This window comes from Enterococcus sp. FDAARGOS_553, assembly GCF_003812305.1.
In the GTDB taxonomy this organism is placed as follows: domain Bacteria; phylum Bacillota; class Bacilli; order Lactobacillales; family Enterococcaceae; genus Enterococcus_D; species Enterococcus_D gallinarum.
Genome location: NZ_CP033740.1, coordinates 1,925,089 through 1,938,816, shown reverse-complemented (window position 1 = coordinate 1,938,816; position 13,728 = coordinate 1,925,089). Strand labels below are relative to the sequence as shown.

The window sequence follows — 13,728 nt, the reverse complement described above, 5'->3', positions numbered from 1 at the left end:
TTATAGAGCATACCTTTTCCAAAATAAAAAGACAAACAACTTTGCTTGTCTCCTGTTCCTAGCTAATCCTATTCGAAATCCAGCTTTGCAAGGCTTGCCAGCCGTCTTTTACCCATTGAATTCCTTGGTCCAAATAAGTTGGTAGTTGATCCCAGCGGAAATCTCGTGTCCATTGACTAACTTGTGTAAAGATGACATCCCGATAGATCCATAGTAAAAATAGCAAAAACAATACGCCTAATATGCGCCAGATAAATGACCCCACTTTATAAATAAAGATCAAAACAAAAATAAATAGGATCCATGCAATCACTTGTGACATACTCCCGCCTCCTTTTTCTTATTATCTCAAAAATCAGCCGATCTGTCATAGGTCTTGAGCATGAACTAACAGGATAGAAAAAAAGCATCACTCAATGAGTGATGCGATCAATTACTTTCCATCAATGATATTTAAACGGACCTTTTTGGGGCCGTTGGTGCGAACCCCGTAAACGATCGTCCGGATTGCTTTAGCCACCCGACCTTGTTTACCAATGATTCGTCCGATATCTTCCGGAGCAACTGTAAGATTATATTCAAAGAAATCTTCTGATTCAACCACATCAAGCTGGATCTCCTCAGGTTTGGTCACTAATGGTGAAACGATCGTTAAGACTAATTCTTGCAAATCATTCATCCGTCGTCACCTTATTTCTTAGTGAATTTAGCTTCGTGGTGTTTTTTCATTACGCCTTCTTTTGAAAGAATATTGCGTACTGTATCAGAAGGTTGCGCACCTTTTGATAACCAATCAAGAATCAAATCTTCTTTGATTGTCACTTCAGCTGGGTCTTGCAAAGGATTGTAAGTACCTACTGTTTCGATGAAACGTCCGTCACGAGGAGAACGTGAATCTGCTACGACAATACGGTAAAAAGGTTTCTTTTTAGAACCCATGCGTTTTAAACGAATTTTTACTGCCATTATTTACACCTCCATTGTTTTAATCACAAGAGCTAGTTTAACAGGTTTTACTGACGGTGTAAAGAGTTTTTTCTTTACAGTCTCTTTTTTTCTGTTTCTTTCTTCTATAGGTTATCTTTTGCCAGATTTTCCTGCAACGCGTATCATTAGAGAGAGACAGTCATTATAGCTGAGACATCGCTTTATGAATGGATTTTCTAGGCAAATGCTTTTTATTTGTCAGTTTTACTTACTTTTGGTAAGATAAAACATGTAAAAGATATGAGGAGGAATTCAACATGACAAAAAAAATTGGTTTTATCGTTGGTAGTTTACGCGAAGGCTCTTATAACAAGCTGGTAGCGAAGAAATTTGCAGAATTATTGCCAGAAGGTTTCGAAGCTGTCTTTTTAGAAATCGGCAATCTCCCATTTTATAATGAAGACTTGGAAGTAGAAGGCAAAGTGCCTACTGAATGGACAACATTCCGTAATGAATTGCAAAGTGTGGACGGTGTATTCTTCTTTACACCAGAGTACAATCGTTCTGTACCAGCAGCATTGAAAAATGCCTTGGATGTCGGTTCACGTCCTTATGGAGCAAGCAGCTGGAGCGGGAAACCTGCTTTAGTCGTAAGTGTTTCACCAGGTGCGATCGCTGGTTTTGGTGCGAACCATCACCTGCGTCAATCATTGGTATTCTTAGATATGCCGACTTTGCAACAACCAGAAGCTTATATCGGTGGAATCATGAACTTGATCGATGAAAACAATACGATCAAAGAAGATACCGTCAACTTCTTCCAAACAATCGTTGACAACTACATCGACTTGTTTAACCGTTACAACTAAAAACCGGTCACGATTTTGTGACAGTCAGATAAGAAACGCACACTCACTGATCTATCCCATAAGGGAAACCAGTGAGTGTGCGTTTTTTTGCTGGATGGTTCAATGTAAACTCTGAGTGAATCATAAGGAAGTATCTGCAACACAGAAAAAGAGAAACTCAGAAAGCAAGCCATCTATTTCCGTTGATAGTGGATCTCTACGAGTTCACCCATTTGCGTCATATCCACGAATTGTAAACGAGTAGTATACTCTCCTGGCTCAAACAAGCGCTTGCCTGTTCCTAATAACACAGGAGCGATCTGTACATACCATTCATCAATCAGATCTGCTTCCAATAAAGGGTGCAATAACTTTCCACCGCCAACCAACCAAACCGTTTTCTTTTTTTTCAATTGTGATAAAAAAGCAACCGGGTCTTGATCCACAACTACTGCGTCCGTTAAATCGGTCTGCATCTGACGGGAAAACACATAATTTTCTTTTTCTGGATAGAGCTTCTCCGTCGCCAACATTTTTTTGGCTTCTTCGTACGTCTTACGGCCCATCGCTGTTGCATCAATCGTTTCAAAAAATTTCTCATACGTAGTACTTGTCCCCGTATCGGTCTCCAACAACCAGTCCAATTGATCCTTTGCTCCAGCTAAATAGCCATCTAAACTGATAGCGCCATAAAAAACCAGTTTTCCCATATAAGACTCCTCCTCGATTTTTCTCTTCTTTCTAACGTTCCTCGTAACAGATACAGCTTGTCAGGTGATCGTTAACCATTCCTACAGCTTCCATGAATGCATAGATTGTCGTCGTTCCTACAAACTTAAAGCCACGGGCTTTCAAATCTTTCGCCAAGCGATCAGAAATTGGTGAATGGGTGGGTACTTCTGATTGTGTTTGAAAATGATTGATGACGGGTCGATGGTCGACATAACGCCATAAAAAATCAGAAAAACTGCCGATTTCTTGCTGAATCGCTAATACGAGTTGTGCATTATGAACTGCCGCTTCTATTTTTCTGCGATTACGAATAATACCGGGATCATCCATCAGTGCTAGAATTTTTTCCTCCGAATAATTGGCTACTGTCTCAATATCAAAGTGATCATATGCTTGATCAAAATTTGACATCTTGTTCAAAATCGTTTGCCAACTCAGCCCTGCTTGATTCATATCTAAAACCAACTTACGAAACAACTGCTGATCATCATACTCCGGTTTCCCCCAGACATGATCATGGTACTCTTGCATTGCGGGACTACTTGTTGCCCAACCACAACGAGTCATAGTCACTCCTCCTTTTTGTCTTATTTTAGCAAAAGTTCTTTACTTTTGATAGCGTACTACGTATACTAGTACACATAAATGAAAGGGGCTGAGTACATGGTCATGATCAACAAGACAAGCAGCAAACCTTATTACGAGCAGCTGATATTGAGCATCAAAGAAGACATCTTGCATGGTGTTTTGAGACCGGGTGATCAAATTCCTTCGGTTCGTGAGATGGCCAAACGCTTGTTGATGAATCCAAATACCGTCAGCAAGGCCTACAAAATATTAGAAAATGAGCAGGTCTTGATCACCATCAAAGGCAAAGGAACGTTTGTCAAAGCACTGGACAGTGTTCCACGCGACGAGCGGCGCATCCAACAATTAAAAGAACGATTGAAAGAATTAGTGATCGAGGCAGGACATTTGCAGATCAGCATCCAAGAAATCACTGCTTGGGTCACTGTTTTTGAAGAAGAACTGGGAGGGATCAATAAATGAACCTAGAAGGCGTTACAAAGAAAATTGAAGGGACTACTATTCTAGAAGATGTTACATTTTCATTGCGCAAAAATGAAATCGTTGGCTTGATTGGGCGCAACGGCTCTGGAAAAACCACGCTTTTCCGTACACTCTCAGGACAGTACGCTTTAGACGGCGGCGAAATCATGATTGATGGTCAATCATTGGCCCAGAAGCCACAACTAAAGGAAAACTTATTTTATATCGATGAAAAAGAGAACTTTTTAGCGGCGTATTCATTGAAAAAAATCAATGCCTTTTATCGTCTCGCTTATTCCCACTTTAATCAAAACCTTTATCTTGAGCTGATGCAGAGCAATGGATTGCCGCTTGGCCATTCGTATCGCCGAATGTCTAAAGGCATGCAAGGATTGTATAAAATGATCTTAGCCATTGCTTCAAATGCCGATTACTTGCTATTGGACGAACCTTTTGACGGTTTAGATATTATTGTACGCAAAAAGGTCATTGGCCTTTTGTTAGAAAACTTGAGTGAATCTAATCGCACAGCCATCATCGCTTCTCATAATCTAAATGAGCTTGAGAACATTATCGACCGAGCCCTTTTAATCAAAGGAAGAACAATCGCTAAAGATTATCGGTTAGAAACGATGCGGGAAAATGCCCGTAAAATTCAATTCGTCTTTCGTGGGAAACAGGTACCGCCAATGATCAAACAGCATTCGAAATTGATCAATCGTCAAGGGCGGGTGATTGTTGCTTTGTTCGAAGAATACGACGCGGCATTAGAAGAACAGATCCGGCAACTAGAGCCGTTGCTCTTTGAAGAACTCCCATTGACCTTGGAAGATTTATTTGAAGCCAATTTGAGTCAAGAATCCTTGTTGAAAGGTTAGAGGTGAAAGAAAATGTTAAAACAAATTTATTGCCAGCGATATGGCAAACTGTTGCTTGGCTTTTGTCTGATCTTGGTTTTGATTTATGCAGGAATGGGCTGGGATACCCAACGTTCTTGGCACAATCAAAAGAACTATTTTGATTCAGAAGAATTCAAGAAAGATTTCCAAGAGCATCCTGATTACTATATTAAGGACTATAACGGAGAAAAACCAGTCTATTACTCATCGATCGATGAATACAAGGATGAAAACTTGCTCATTTATAATAGTCCGGTACCAGAAAGTAATGGACAGGATACGTATATTGCTAATTTCAATACCTCAGGCGCTTATTTTATTCTTCCATTATTGTTTGTTTTTGGTTTTCTTAGTTTTTTCATTGATCAAAAGACAAATTTCAATCGTTTTTTATTCTCATTGCCGTTTAAAAAACGACAGATTTTCCGTCAAAAAGCGGTTTTCTTATTTGCACCGGTCAGTTTCGCTTTAATCATTGGTATTTTGAGCAATATTTGCATTCGCTACTTGATGATTCCCTCCGAATATTTCCAAATTCCGCTATCAGATCTATTCGCATCTGGTGTTGGTACGTTTGTAGGAAATTTGGCAGTGACAGCCATCGGATCCTTCTTAGGGGTGCTTTTGGGCAATCTCTTTTTCGGTCCATTAACGATCGTTTTGATTTTTTTCTTGATGAGCGGTTTTTACAGTTTTTACTATAATCTGCAAGAATTTCTGAGCTTTTTCTTCTATGGAAAAGGGGGGCACTTAGTATTGAACAATCTTTGGAATGACTGGCCCAATGGCTTACCAGTCAATTGGTGGGCAGTCTTCGCCACACTACTCCTATCCTTGTTGTTGATTGCTGCTGCTCAAGAAGTGTTTGCCCGCATCTCCTTAGAAAATGACGGCGACTATCTGACGGTTCCCGCCTTTCGATTGCCCGTCTTTTTAGTGATGGCCATTGGTACTTGGTTCTACTTGATCAATATGAATTGGTTGCTGGTCCAACTCTATTATGATGACTTCTCTCAAACGAGAACTATCGTTTCGATTTGTATTTACTTAGTGGTCTGTCTTGTAGTCAGCTTCCTATTGGTTTATCCGAAAGCAATCAAAAAATGGTGGCATGCTCGTCGCTTTATGAATAGCCGGACTGTCAGCTAGCACTTCTTTGACAGTCTTCCTTTTTAAAAGAAAAAAACAACCGTTAACGAAATCGTTAACGGTTGTTTCAGTTAAATTAGCGGTTAGGCTTATCTTTATCGTCATGTTTATCAAAGAAATGATTCACTTTGCGAGAAACGTCATCTGCAAAGTCTTCTACTTTATCTTTCACTTTACCGTATTCGTTTTGGGTTTTCCCTTTTAATTCTTCGGAGTCATCGCCCGTAACTTTCCCTTTTGTTTCAGTAATTTTACCTTCAACTCGATCTTTGTTTGTCATCGTCACTTGCTCCTTTCAATTACTATAAATAAATAGTAGCATCTATCCGTCTAAAGCACGAATATTTTGCCTTGCAACGCGTTCAAGTATTTAATGAATCTACTTGGATCAGCTAGTTAAACCATCTATCCTTGCTCAGCCGATACATGTTCAAAGGTCGCTATATTACGTTTCAGCTATCGATCCAACTGATAGGTATTCCCTTTCCAAACAAGCAACTGACGAACAGAAGACCGCAAACGAAAAAAGCAACCGTTGTCGACCAAACCATCTTCTAGTATCAGAAATGATCCTGGAATCTTTTCGATACTTTTCATGGTGATCAGCATAACGGCTGCTTGCTTATTTCAGTTAATTATTTACGTTTTTTCTTTTTCTTCTTTTGTTTTTTGACCATTCGGTTCATGGCCATTTTACCTAATTTTCCTTTAACACCGCCGCCAAACATTTGATCCATACCCGGGATATTCATATTCCCTTTGGTCATTTGTTGCATCATTTTTCGGGATTCTTTGAATTGTTTGATCATCCGATTGACTTCGACCACGCTATTTCCAGACCCCGCTGCGATCCGACGACGACGACTTGGATTCAGCAAATCAGGATTCTCCCGTTCTGCAGGCGTCATTGAATAGACCATCGCTTTTTGACGCGCGATTTGTTTCGGATCGACTTTGACGTTTTCGATACCTGGCATTTGACTCATTCCTGGAATCATCTTCAAAAGATCTTCGATAGGTCCCATGCCCATCACTTGGTCGATCTGCTCAACAAAGTCATTGAAGTCGAAGGAATTTTCTTTCATTTTTTGCGCTAATTCTTCTGCTTTTTTCTCGTCGTAATCTTGTTGGGCTTTTTCGATCAGCGTCAACATGTCTCCCATACCTAAAATACGGCTGGACATCCGATCAGGGTGAAAGACTTCTAAGTCTGTCAGTTTTTCCCCTGTACCGGTAAATTTGATTGGCGCACCAGTCACTTGTCGAATGGAAAGCGCAGCACCCCCACGAGTATCCCCGTCTAGTTTCGTAATAACGACCCCAGTAATACCTAATTGTTGATTGAAGCTGTCGGCGACATTCACGGCATCTTGTCCAGTCATCGCATCAACGACTAAGAGGATTTCATTCGGCTGTGCTAACTCTTTGATCTGCTTCAATTCATCCATCAATGTTTCATCGATGTGTAAACGACCGGCAGTATCGATTAGGACATAATCATTTTTCTTTTCTCTTGCCAATGCCATCCCTTGACGAACGATCTCAACAGGACTGACATCGGTTCCCATATCAAAAACTGGTACATCTAATTGTTGGCCTAAAACTTTCAGCTGATCGATCGCTGCTGGACGGTACACGTCCCCTGCGATCATCAAAGGCCGCGCATTTTCTGTCTTGATCAAATGGTTGGCTAATTTCCCAGCAAATGTCGTTTTACCGGCCCCTTGCAGACCAGCCATCATAATAACAGTCGGGATTTTTGGTGATTTCTCAATACCAACTGTTTCAGAACCTAATGTTTTGGTCAGTTCCTCATCAACGATCTTGACGATTTGTTGCGCGGGAGATAAGCTGTCTAAGACTTCTGCTCCAACTGCACGTTCACGAACATTTTTGGTAAATTCCTTGACTACTTGTAAATTAACGTCGGCTTCTAATAAAGCCAAACGAATCTCCCGCATCATTTCTTTTACATCTGCTTCAGAAACTTTCCCTTTCTTACGCAGTTTGCTCATCGCCTGCTGTAGGCGTTCTGTTAAACTTTCAAATGCCATCTTTTTTCATTCCTTTATTCTTCGATTTCTTGGATCTCTTCGATCAACGAGCGCAATGTTTCATCTTTGGGATAGTGCGTCTTGGTGTACTCAGATAATTGCTCCAACAAGTCTTCCCGCATCATATAATCCGAAAACATGTGTAGTTTTTTTTCATAGTCTTCAAGAATTTTTTCCGTTCGTTTGATATTATCATACACTGCTTGCCGACTTACATGGTATTCTTCTGCAATCTCACCTAATGAGAAGTCATCTGCATAATACAATTCCATATAATTCATCTGCTTCTCAGTTAACAGTGTAGAATAAAATTCAAACAACGCGTTCATTCGATTGGTTTTTTCAATCTCCATTATTTTCCTCCTGCTCAGCAAGCCAGTCGACATCCGACAGCACGGTCATTCCTTGTTGTTGAAAATAAGCACTGGCGACACCAACACCTTCTTTTTTGACTCCTGAAAAATTGCCGTCGTAAACAATCCGACTGCCGCAAGAAGGACTTTTTTCTTTTAAGATCAGTTGCGTGATCCCAAGATCGTGTAATTTTTGATAGGCAAGCTTTGCGCCGTTCATAAATTGTTCTGAGACATCTTCTCCAGTGACAGTAATGACTTTGGCTTTTTGTGACCAAACATCTCTACCGTCCCCACCAACAATTTCTGCTGGCTCACGAGGAATTGGCAACCCGCCAAGGACTTCTGGACAGACCATCACTGCTTGACCAGTTTGAACGAGTTCAACCAGTTGAGCAACCGCTTGATGCTGCCCGTCATAGCGGCACATGACCCCACCTAAACATGCACTGATTCCAATCATCGAACACCCTCAGCTTTCTTCTCAAATCGTCCTTTATTATAGCATTTATTTGTGGTAGACAATAGTACCAATTCTTTATTCATGCTAAAATATAGCTAGAACAACGTAAAATGATTGTTCCTTTGTTAAGAAAGGAGTTCATGATGAAAAAAATTCTCGTGGTAGATGATGAACCATCTATCGTTACTTTACTTACATTCAATTTAGAAAAAGAAGGATACCAAGTCGTTTCGGCTGTCGACGGTAAAATGGGGGTTGATCTGGCACTATCTGAAGATTTTGACTTCATTATCTTAGATGTGATGTTGCCGCAAATGGACGGTATCGAAATCACCAAGAAACTACGACAAGAAAAAATCGAGACCCCTATTTTAGTTTTAACCGCTAAAGATGATCCGATTGATCGGATTCTTGGGCTTGAAATCGGAGCAGATGATTATTTGACCAAGCCCTTTAGCCCTAGAGAAGTGCTTGCTCGGATGAAAGCAATCTTTAGACGGTTGGAACCGCGAGGCACTGCAGATCTTTCGGATCAGCCAGCAGAAATGTTGCAAATTGGTGACATTTTAGCAGACTTGACCAATTACCAAGTAAGCGTCAAGGGAGAAAAGATTTTTCTGACTCCAAAAGAGTTTGAACTGCTAATATACTTCATGAAACGGAAAGGCCGTGTGATCGACCGCGATACGCTGCTGAATCGCATTTGGAATTTTGACTTTGATGGCCAAAGCCGAATCGTTGATGTGCATATCAGTCATTTACGCGAAAAGCTGGAACGTGACCCGAAACATCCCGAGTATTTAGTGACAGTTCGCGGATTTGGTTATAAATTTCAGGAGCCTCATTCATGAAACGCTTTGGCTATGGCCTATGGAGTCTGCTATTAGCCGTACTGTTTATCATCTGCTGGCAATTTCTTAGCAGCTTCTATCGCCAGCAAGTGATTGCCCAACAAGTAGACTTCTTGGAAGAAAAAGCGGCGATTTTCTTGAACCTTTCTGATAATCAACCAGCGACATTGCAACAATTTGCTGATGCCTATGTACAGGATAGTTCCAGCCGGATCACTTTATTGGACAAGGATGGGCGGATCATCTACGATACTTACGATTCGTCTTTAAAAGAAAGCAGAGCCAACCGGCCTGAAGTGCAAGCAGTCTTAAAAGGTAGTAATCTAGGCCAGTCTTTGCGAAAAAGTGATACATTGAATGAAGAATTGCTGTATGTTGCGATCCCTGTCAAAGAAGATGGCAACTTGCAGCAAATTTTGCGGATCGCTGAACCAACGGCACCTTTTTTTGCTAAAAGCCAAACCATTCAGCGTTCGATCTTTTTCGTTTATCTCCTATTTTGTTTATTTGTCAGCTTTTTGACGTTTCATGCGTTACGTCAAAGAAATCGTCCTGTGCAGACTATTTTGCCTGTTCTAAAAAAAATGATTTCTTCTCCTGATCAACAGGCGATCATTATGCAAGAAACACCTGAGCATGATGACTTATACCAGACAATCAATCAATTGAGTGAACAAATGAGTCGAACCTATCAAGCTTATGCCGCTTCTGAGCAACAATTGTATGGCCTGTTGAATGAACTGATGATCGGGGTTTTTATCATTGATCAGGATGACCGATTGTTATTGCTGAACCCTACCATGCAAGAGCAGCTAGGGATCGAAGCATTGCCTCAATTGCCACAACCATTCACTGAAGTGATTCATGATACACAGTTGATTCAATTAATTTATCACATGAACGAGCAGACCCCTTCTTTACAAGAAGAAATTGCTTTGAGTGATGATCATCCGCGAGTTCTTGATGTAACATTGCGTCTCTTTAATGAAAATGAGTTGTTAGGGATCTCTTATGATCTGACTCGGGTGCGTCAATTAGAAAAAATGCAAAAAGATTTCGTCGGTAATGTTTCTCATGAATTGAAAACGCCAGTCACTTCTTTGATTGGTTTTACGGAAACATTATTGGATGGTGCCTTAGAAGATCGAGAAACATTGGTTTCGTTCCTTAAAATCATCCAAAAAGATGCCTATCGTCTAGAAAATTTGATTCAAGAGATTATTCTTTTATCCAAAGATAGTCATTCATTTGATTACACCGCACAAGAAATCAACCTTCGAGCATTGATTGAGCAAATCATCCGCTCCTATGAACCAATTGCACGAGAAAAACAGTTGTCCTTTATCATCAATGGTCCCGAAGAGTTGATTTTCATCTCAAAAAGAGAGCTACTGCAACCAATCTTAAAAAATTTGATTGAAAATGCAGTCAATTATTCCAAATCACAAGGGACCATCCAAGTTGACTATTCGTATCGAGCAAAACAATTACAGCTTTCAGTTCGTGACCAAGGGATCGGTATAGATCGAGAAGATCAAGTTCGGATCTTTGAACGTTTTTATCGCGTAGATAAAGCTCGTACGCGTAATTCAGGAGGAACCGGCTTAGGACTAGCCATCGTTAAAGATTATACGAAACTGTTAGGCGGCACTATCACAGTTGACAGTTTCCCAGGGGCTGGCTCAACGTTTACGATCACACTTCCTCTTGAGACCAAAAAAAATTCAGGACCTGCGTAATCTATACGCAAGTCCTGAATTTTTTAGTTTACTTGGCGAGTGGCCGATTCATTAATATAACCTTGCCAAATACCTTTGTTGTCACATAATACATAAAAAATTTATTTGATCTTTTTAATAGCCAACCGGGAACTCTCTTTTATACTGATCGTGACATACTTATTCTTAAATGAGAGTATTACGCTAGCATTTGTTTTCTATTTTACTCCCGTACTATTTATATATCCCTGCCATACTCCACGATTATCATATAAAGAATAGTAAGTACTACCATTAAAATGATTGTAATAACACTTTACTTGATACGTTTTTCCATAAATCTCAGAGCTTTTCATCTTCTCTTTTCCAGAAAAATTTTGCCATATAGAATAATTTTTCGTATTGATCGTTACATACTTATTGCTGGGTATAGCCATCCCTGCAGCACTTGTTCCCTCTTTTACTCCTGTACTATTGATGTACCCTTGCCATACTCCATGGTTATCGTATAAGGAGTAATAGGTACTTCCATTAAAATGATTATAATAGCATTTTACTTGATACGTTTTTCCATACAATTCGGAACTTTTTCTTTTTTCTTTCCATAAAAAGTTCTGCCATATGGAATAATTTTTGCTATTAATTGTTACATATTTGTTGCTAGATATAGCCATTCCTGCAGCACTTGCTCCCTCTTTTACTCCTGTACTGTTAATGTAACCTTGCCATATTCCGTGATTATCGTATAAGGAGTAATAGGTACTTCCATTAAAATGATTATAGTAGCATTTTACTTGATACGTTTTCCCATAAATTTTAGAACTCTTCATCTTTTCTTTTCCAGAAAAATTCTGCCATATGGAATAATTTTTTGTATTGATTGTTACATATTTGTTGCTAGGTATAGCCATTGCTGAAATATTATTACTTATTTTGGTTCCGTTAGCATTAATATATCCTATCCATTTGTCTTTATTATCATAGAGAGATAAATACACACTACCATTCAAATGTTTATAATGACATTTTATTTTAAATGTTCGATTGTAAAGAACGTCAGTATTTGAAAGAAATTTCCAAGAAAAATTTTGCCATATTGAATGATTTGCCCCAGTTATTGTTGCATAACGATTGTCTGCAATCGCTGAACCTTGATCGCCTTGAATCGTCAGTTTACTCTCTTCAACATACCCGATCCAATTACCATTTATATCCTTAATAGAATCATATATTTTTCCATTAAAGTGGTGATACTTTCCCGTAACTTTATAAGTATTTTTCAACATAGCAGCTGTTATCGGTGCGGTCGAATTAAAAGTAAAATCACGATAAACATTTCCAATGGATTGAAATTTTACATATTTTTCTTTTGCTTGCCAAGCGCCTTGCGCGCCATCTACTGTTTTTGCACCTGTGGAATTAAGATACCCAACCCATGTACCTTTCCTGTCATACAATGAATAGTACGTACTACCGTTACTATGTTCGTAACGACATTTTATTTGTAACGTTTGACCCAAATAATCTTTTGAATCTGCTTTTTTCTTCCAAGAAAAATTCTGCCAAATCGTGTAGTTATCTTTCGTAATCGTAGCGTAGCGGTTGTCTGGTATTGCTCCTCCTTGCCCCTGACCAGTAAAGTATTTCTTATAGTCAGAAGACATATCGAAGGTCCCACTGACTCCTGGGAAAGAAAGATTATAGGTCCACTGCCATGCACTATATTCCGTGAATTTTTGTCCTGCAGGAACATACGGATAATTCGCGATCCAGACATTACTATAGCCAAGTGCAGCAGGATCGATCGCTTTTTGAGTGACCCAAAGTACCCCAGTGTAATGATGGGTATTACTATAGCCTAATTCTTTGATACGATTGGCAAATACTTTAGAAAGTGCAGTATGATCTGCTTTTCCCATTATTTGATTGTCCTCGATATCATTAACCATCAAAGCTGAGGTTGGCAGCTTCAATTCTTTGGCATATTTGACAAAATACTCGGCTTCTGCTTTAGCTTGCGCTTCTGTCGTGAACCAACTGTAATGATAAGCATGTACTACCAGTCCTGCCGCTTGAGCATTCGCAATTTGAGATGCTGCTAATGGATTGCGATAAGAAGTAGCTTCTGTCAATTTCACAACCACGGAAGAAATACCATAACTTTTGATAATCTTGTATTGTTCCACGCTAATGATGCCATTGTGAGAAGAGACATCAATAAAATCCTGACTAGGAGTCGATGGGTCTCCGGCTTCAATAAACGCGACGTCTGCTGAACGCAGAGAACGCCGCTGAATGCCCACCTGTTCTTTCAAATCGGAACGATTTCTGCTCGATGGATCAAGTCCACTTTGAACATCATAAATTTTTTCGGGTTCTTCTTGTGTTTCTTGCTGTGATTCATCTGAAGCTTGTGTTTCTTCTTTTGTACTTTCTTGACTACTCTTTTCTGAACTACTGGTATTCGAAGCTCCCTCTGAATCTGATGTCACGGTACTTGTGCTATCCGTCGTTGAGGTGTTAGAGGCACTTGTTTCATTCATTGTTTCTGTAGTAAGTGTTTGACTGCTGCTTTCAATTTCTATAGCTAAAACAGTTCCTGTATCTCCTAAAAACAGTAGCGGCAAAAGTGCACAAATATATACAAAGTATTTTGTCTGTTTTGACATTTTTTTCCCCTTTCA

At 39.6% G+C, this 13,728-nt stretch carries 16 protein-coding genes; 6 read left to right on the top strand and 10 right to left on the bottom strand.

Annotated elements, in window-relative coordinates:
* Nucleotides 1-58: 58 nt before the first annotated feature.
* The 3 genes from EGX73_RS09790 to rpsP all read right to left on the bottom strand — a co-directional run bounded on the left by EGX73_RS09790 (nucleotide 59) and on the right by rpsP (nucleotide 966).
* Nucleotides 59-322 (bottom strand): hypothetical protein, encoded by a 264-nt coding sequence (locus tag EGX73_RS09790; protein WP_003127687.1) that lies wholly within the window; start codon nucleotides 320-322, stop codon nucleotides 59-61.
* 111 nt (nucleotides 323-433) lie between these two features.
* Nucleotides 434-679 carry a KH domain-containing protein gene (locus EGX73_RS09785; protein ID WP_003127686.1) on the bottom strand — a complete coding sequence of 82 codons (246 nt, stop codon included), beginning with the start codon at nucleotides 677-679 and terminating at the stop codon, nucleotides 434-436.
* An 11-nt stretch (nucleotides 680-690) separates the two neighbouring features.
* Entirely contained in the window at nucleotides 691-966 is a 276-nt protein-coding gene (gene rpsP / locus EGX73_RS09780; RefSeq protein ID WP_003127685.1) for a 30S ribosomal protein S16, read from the bottom strand.
* Between the two features lie 278 nt (nucleotides 967-1,244).
* Between rpsP and EGX73_RS09770 the strand changes: the two genes are divergently transcribed.
* The gene (locus EGX73_RS09770) at nucleotides 1,245-1,796 is read left to right on the top strand and encodes an NADPH-dependent FMN reductase (RefSeq protein WP_003127684.1); all 552 of its coding nucleotides are present in this window, start codon (nucleotides 1,245-1,247) and stop codon (nucleotides 1,794-1,796) included.
* 173 nt (nucleotides 1,797-1,969) lie between these two features.
* Here the strand turns inward: EGX73_RS09770 and EGX73_RS09765 are convergent, their stop codons facing one another.
* Both EGX73_RS09765 and EGX73_RS09760 read right to left on the bottom strand, forming a co-directional pair.
* Nucleotides 1,970-2,485: a dihydrofolate reductase family protein gene (locus tag EGX73_RS09765; protein WP_123866908.1), complete on the bottom strand. Its 516-nt coding sequence runs from the start codon at nucleotides 2,483-2,485 to the stop codon at nucleotides 1,970-1,972.
* Between the two features lie 31 nt (nucleotides 2,486-2,516).
* Nucleotides 2,517-3,074 carry a DNA-3-methyladenine glycosylase I gene (locus EGX73_RS09760; protein ID WP_005471934.1) on the bottom strand — a complete coding sequence of 186 codons (558 nt, stop codon included), beginning with the start codon at nucleotides 3,072-3,074 and terminating at the stop codon, nucleotides 2,517-2,519.
* Nucleotides 3,075-3,170: 96 nt separating this feature from the next.
* Here EGX73_RS09760 and EGX73_RS09755 point away from each other — a divergent pair, with 96 nt between their 5' ends.
* From EGX73_RS09755 to EGX73_RS09745, 3 genes are read left to right on the top strand one after another with little or no spacing between them, the layout of a single operon-like run.
* Nucleotides 3,171-3,557, top strand: coding sequence for a GntR family transcriptional regulator (locus EGX73_RS09755; RefSeq protein WP_003127681.1), 387 nt, complete (start codon nucleotides 3,171-3,173; stop codon nucleotides 3,555-3,557).
* Nucleotides 3,554-4,435, top strand: coding sequence for an ATP-binding cassette domain-containing protein (locus tag EGX73_RS09750; RefSeq protein WP_005471930.1), 882 nt, complete (start codon nucleotides 3,554-3,556; stop codon nucleotides 4,433-4,435). The genes EGX73_RS09755 and EGX73_RS09750 overlap by 4 nt, the downstream gene beginning before the upstream one ends.
* Before the next feature lie 12 nt (nucleotides 4,436-4,447).
* Nucleotides 4,448-5,605: an ABC-2 transporter permease gene (locus tag EGX73_RS09745; protein WP_003127679.1), complete on the top strand. Its 1,158-nt coding sequence runs from the start codon at nucleotides 4,448-4,450 to the stop codon at nucleotides 5,603-5,605.
* Between the two features lie 76 nt (nucleotides 5,606-5,681).
* Here EGX73_RS09745 and EGX73_RS09740 read toward each other — a convergent pair whose 3' ends face one another.
* The 4 genes from EGX73_RS09740 to EGX73_RS09725 all read right to left on the bottom strand — a co-directional run bounded on the left by EGX73_RS09740 (nucleotide 5,682) and on the right by EGX73_RS09725 (nucleotide 8,475).
* The gene (locus EGX73_RS09740; RefSeq protein ID WP_096710927.1) at nucleotides 5,682-5,885 is read right to left on the bottom strand and encodes a CsbD family protein; all 204 of its coding nucleotides are present in this window, start codon (nucleotides 5,883-5,885) and stop codon (nucleotides 5,682-5,684) included.
* A 355-nt stretch (nucleotides 5,886-6,240) separates the two neighbouring features.
* Nucleotides 6,241-7,659: a signal recognition particle protein gene (ffh, locus tag EGX73_RS09735; protein ID WP_003127677.1), complete on the bottom strand. Its 1,419-nt coding sequence runs from the start codon at nucleotides 7,657-7,659 to the stop codon at nucleotides 6,241-6,243.
* A gap of 14 nt (nucleotides 7,660-7,673) precedes the next feature.
* Complete coding sequence (locus tag EGX73_RS09730; RefSeq protein WP_003127676.1) at nucleotides 7,674-8,012, bottom strand: putative DNA-binding protein; 339 nt, start codon at nucleotides 8,010-8,012, stop codon at nucleotides 7,674-7,676.
* Nucleotides 8,002-8,475 carry a DUF523 domain-containing protein gene (locus EGX73_RS09725; RefSeq protein WP_003127675.1) on the bottom strand — a complete coding sequence of 158 codons (474 nt, stop codon included), beginning with the start codon at nucleotides 8,473-8,475 and terminating at the stop codon, nucleotides 8,002-8,004. The genes EGX73_RS09730 and EGX73_RS09725 overlap by 11 nt, the downstream gene beginning before the upstream one ends.
* Before the next feature lie 143 nt (nucleotides 8,476-8,618).
* On the opposite strand from EGX73_RS09725, the gene EGX73_RS09720 reads away from it, so the two are divergent.
* Together EGX73_RS09720 and pnpS are read left to right on the top strand one after the other, a co-directional pair.
* Nucleotides 8,619-9,326: a response regulator transcription factor gene (locus EGX73_RS09720; RefSeq protein WP_003127674.1), complete on the top strand. Its 708-nt coding sequence runs from the start codon at nucleotides 8,619-8,621 to the stop codon at nucleotides 9,324-9,326.
* On the top strand, nucleotides 9,323-11,065 hold the full coding sequence (pnpS, locus tag EGX73_RS09715; RefSeq protein WP_003127673.1) for a two-component system histidine kinase PnpS: 1,743 nt from the start codon (nucleotides 9,323-9,325) through the stop codon (nucleotides 11,063-11,065). Before EGX73_RS09720 ends, pnpS begins: the two co-directional genes overlap by 4 nt.
* 197 nt (nucleotides 11,066-11,262) lie before the next feature.
* On the opposite strand, the gene EGX73_RS09710 is transcribed toward pnpS, so the two are convergent.
* Nucleotides 11,263-13,713 carry a GH25 family lysozyme gene (locus tag EGX73_RS09710; protein WP_123866907.1) on the bottom strand — a complete coding sequence of 817 codons (2,451 nt, stop codon included), beginning with the start codon at nucleotides 13,711-13,713 and terminating at the stop codon, nucleotides 11,263-11,265.
* Between the last annotated feature and the right edge of the window lie 15 nt (nucleotides 13,714-13,728).

What these genes read in the sequence shown, in the direction of transcription:
- EGX73_RS09790 (WP_003127687.1), bottom strand. Translation starts at nt 322, where the DNA reads ATGTCACAAGTGATTGCATGGATCCTATTTATTTTTGTTTTGATCTTT.
- EGX73_RS09785 (WP_003127686.1), bottom strand. Translation starts at nt 679, where the DNA reads ATGAATGATTTGCAAGAATTAGTCTTAACGATCGTTTCACCATTAGTG.
- rpsP (WP_003127685.1), bottom strand. Translation starts at nt 966, where the DNA reads ATGGCAGTAAAAATTCGTTTAAAACGCATGGGTTCTAAAAAGAAACCT.
- EGX73_RS09770 (WP_003127684.1), top strand. Translation starts at nt 1,245, where the DNA reads ATGACAAAAAAAATTGGTTTTATCGTTGGTAGTTTACGCGAAGGCTCT.
- EGX73_RS09765 (WP_123866908.1), bottom strand. Translation starts at nt 2,485, where the DNA reads ATGGGAAAACTGGTTTTTTATGGCGCTATCAGTTTAGATGGCTATTTA.
- EGX73_RS09760 (WP_005471934.1), bottom strand. Translation starts at nt 3,074, where the DNA reads ATGACTCGTTGTGGTTGGGCAACAAGTAGTCCCGCAATGCAAGAGTAC.
- EGX73_RS09755 (WP_003127681.1), top strand. Translation starts at nt 3,171, where the DNA reads ATGGTCATGATCAACAAGACAAGCAGCAAACCTTATTACGAGCAGCTG.
- EGX73_RS09750 (WP_005471930.1), top strand. Translation starts at nt 3,554, where the DNA reads ATGAACCTAGAAGGCGTTACAAAGAAAATTGAAGGGACTACTATTCTA.
- EGX73_RS09745 (WP_003127679.1), top strand. Translation starts at nt 4,448, where the DNA reads ATGTTAAAACAAATTTATTGCCAGCGATATGGCAAACTGTTGCTTGGC.
- EGX73_RS09740 (WP_096710927.1), bottom strand. Translation starts at nt 5,885, where the DNA reads ATGACAAACAAAGATCGAGTTGAAGGTAAAATTACTGAAACAAAAGGG.
- ffh (WP_003127677.1), bottom strand. Translation starts at nt 7,659, where the DNA reads ATGGCATTTGAAAGTTTAACAGAACGCCTACAGCAGGCGATGAGCAAA.
- EGX73_RS09730 (WP_003127676.1), bottom strand. Translation starts at nt 8,012, where the DNA reads ATGGAGATTGAAAAAACCAATCGAATGAACGCGTTGTTTGAATTTTAT.
- EGX73_RS09725 (WP_003127675.1), bottom strand. Translation starts at nt 8,475, where the DNA reads ATGATTGGAATCAGTGCATGTTTAGGTGGGGTCATGTGCCGCTATGAC.
- EGX73_RS09720 (WP_003127674.1), top strand. Translation starts at nt 8,619, where the DNA reads ATGAAAAAAATTCTCGTGGTAGATGATGAACCATCTATCGTTACTTTA.
- pnpS (WP_003127673.1), top strand. Translation starts at nt 9,323, where the DNA reads ATGAAACGCTTTGGCTATGGCCTATGGAGTCTGCTATTAGCCGTACTG.
- EGX73_RS09710 (WP_123866907.1), bottom strand. Translation starts at nt 13,713, where the DNA reads ATGTCAAAACAGACAAAATACTTTGTATATATTTGTGCACTTTTGCCG.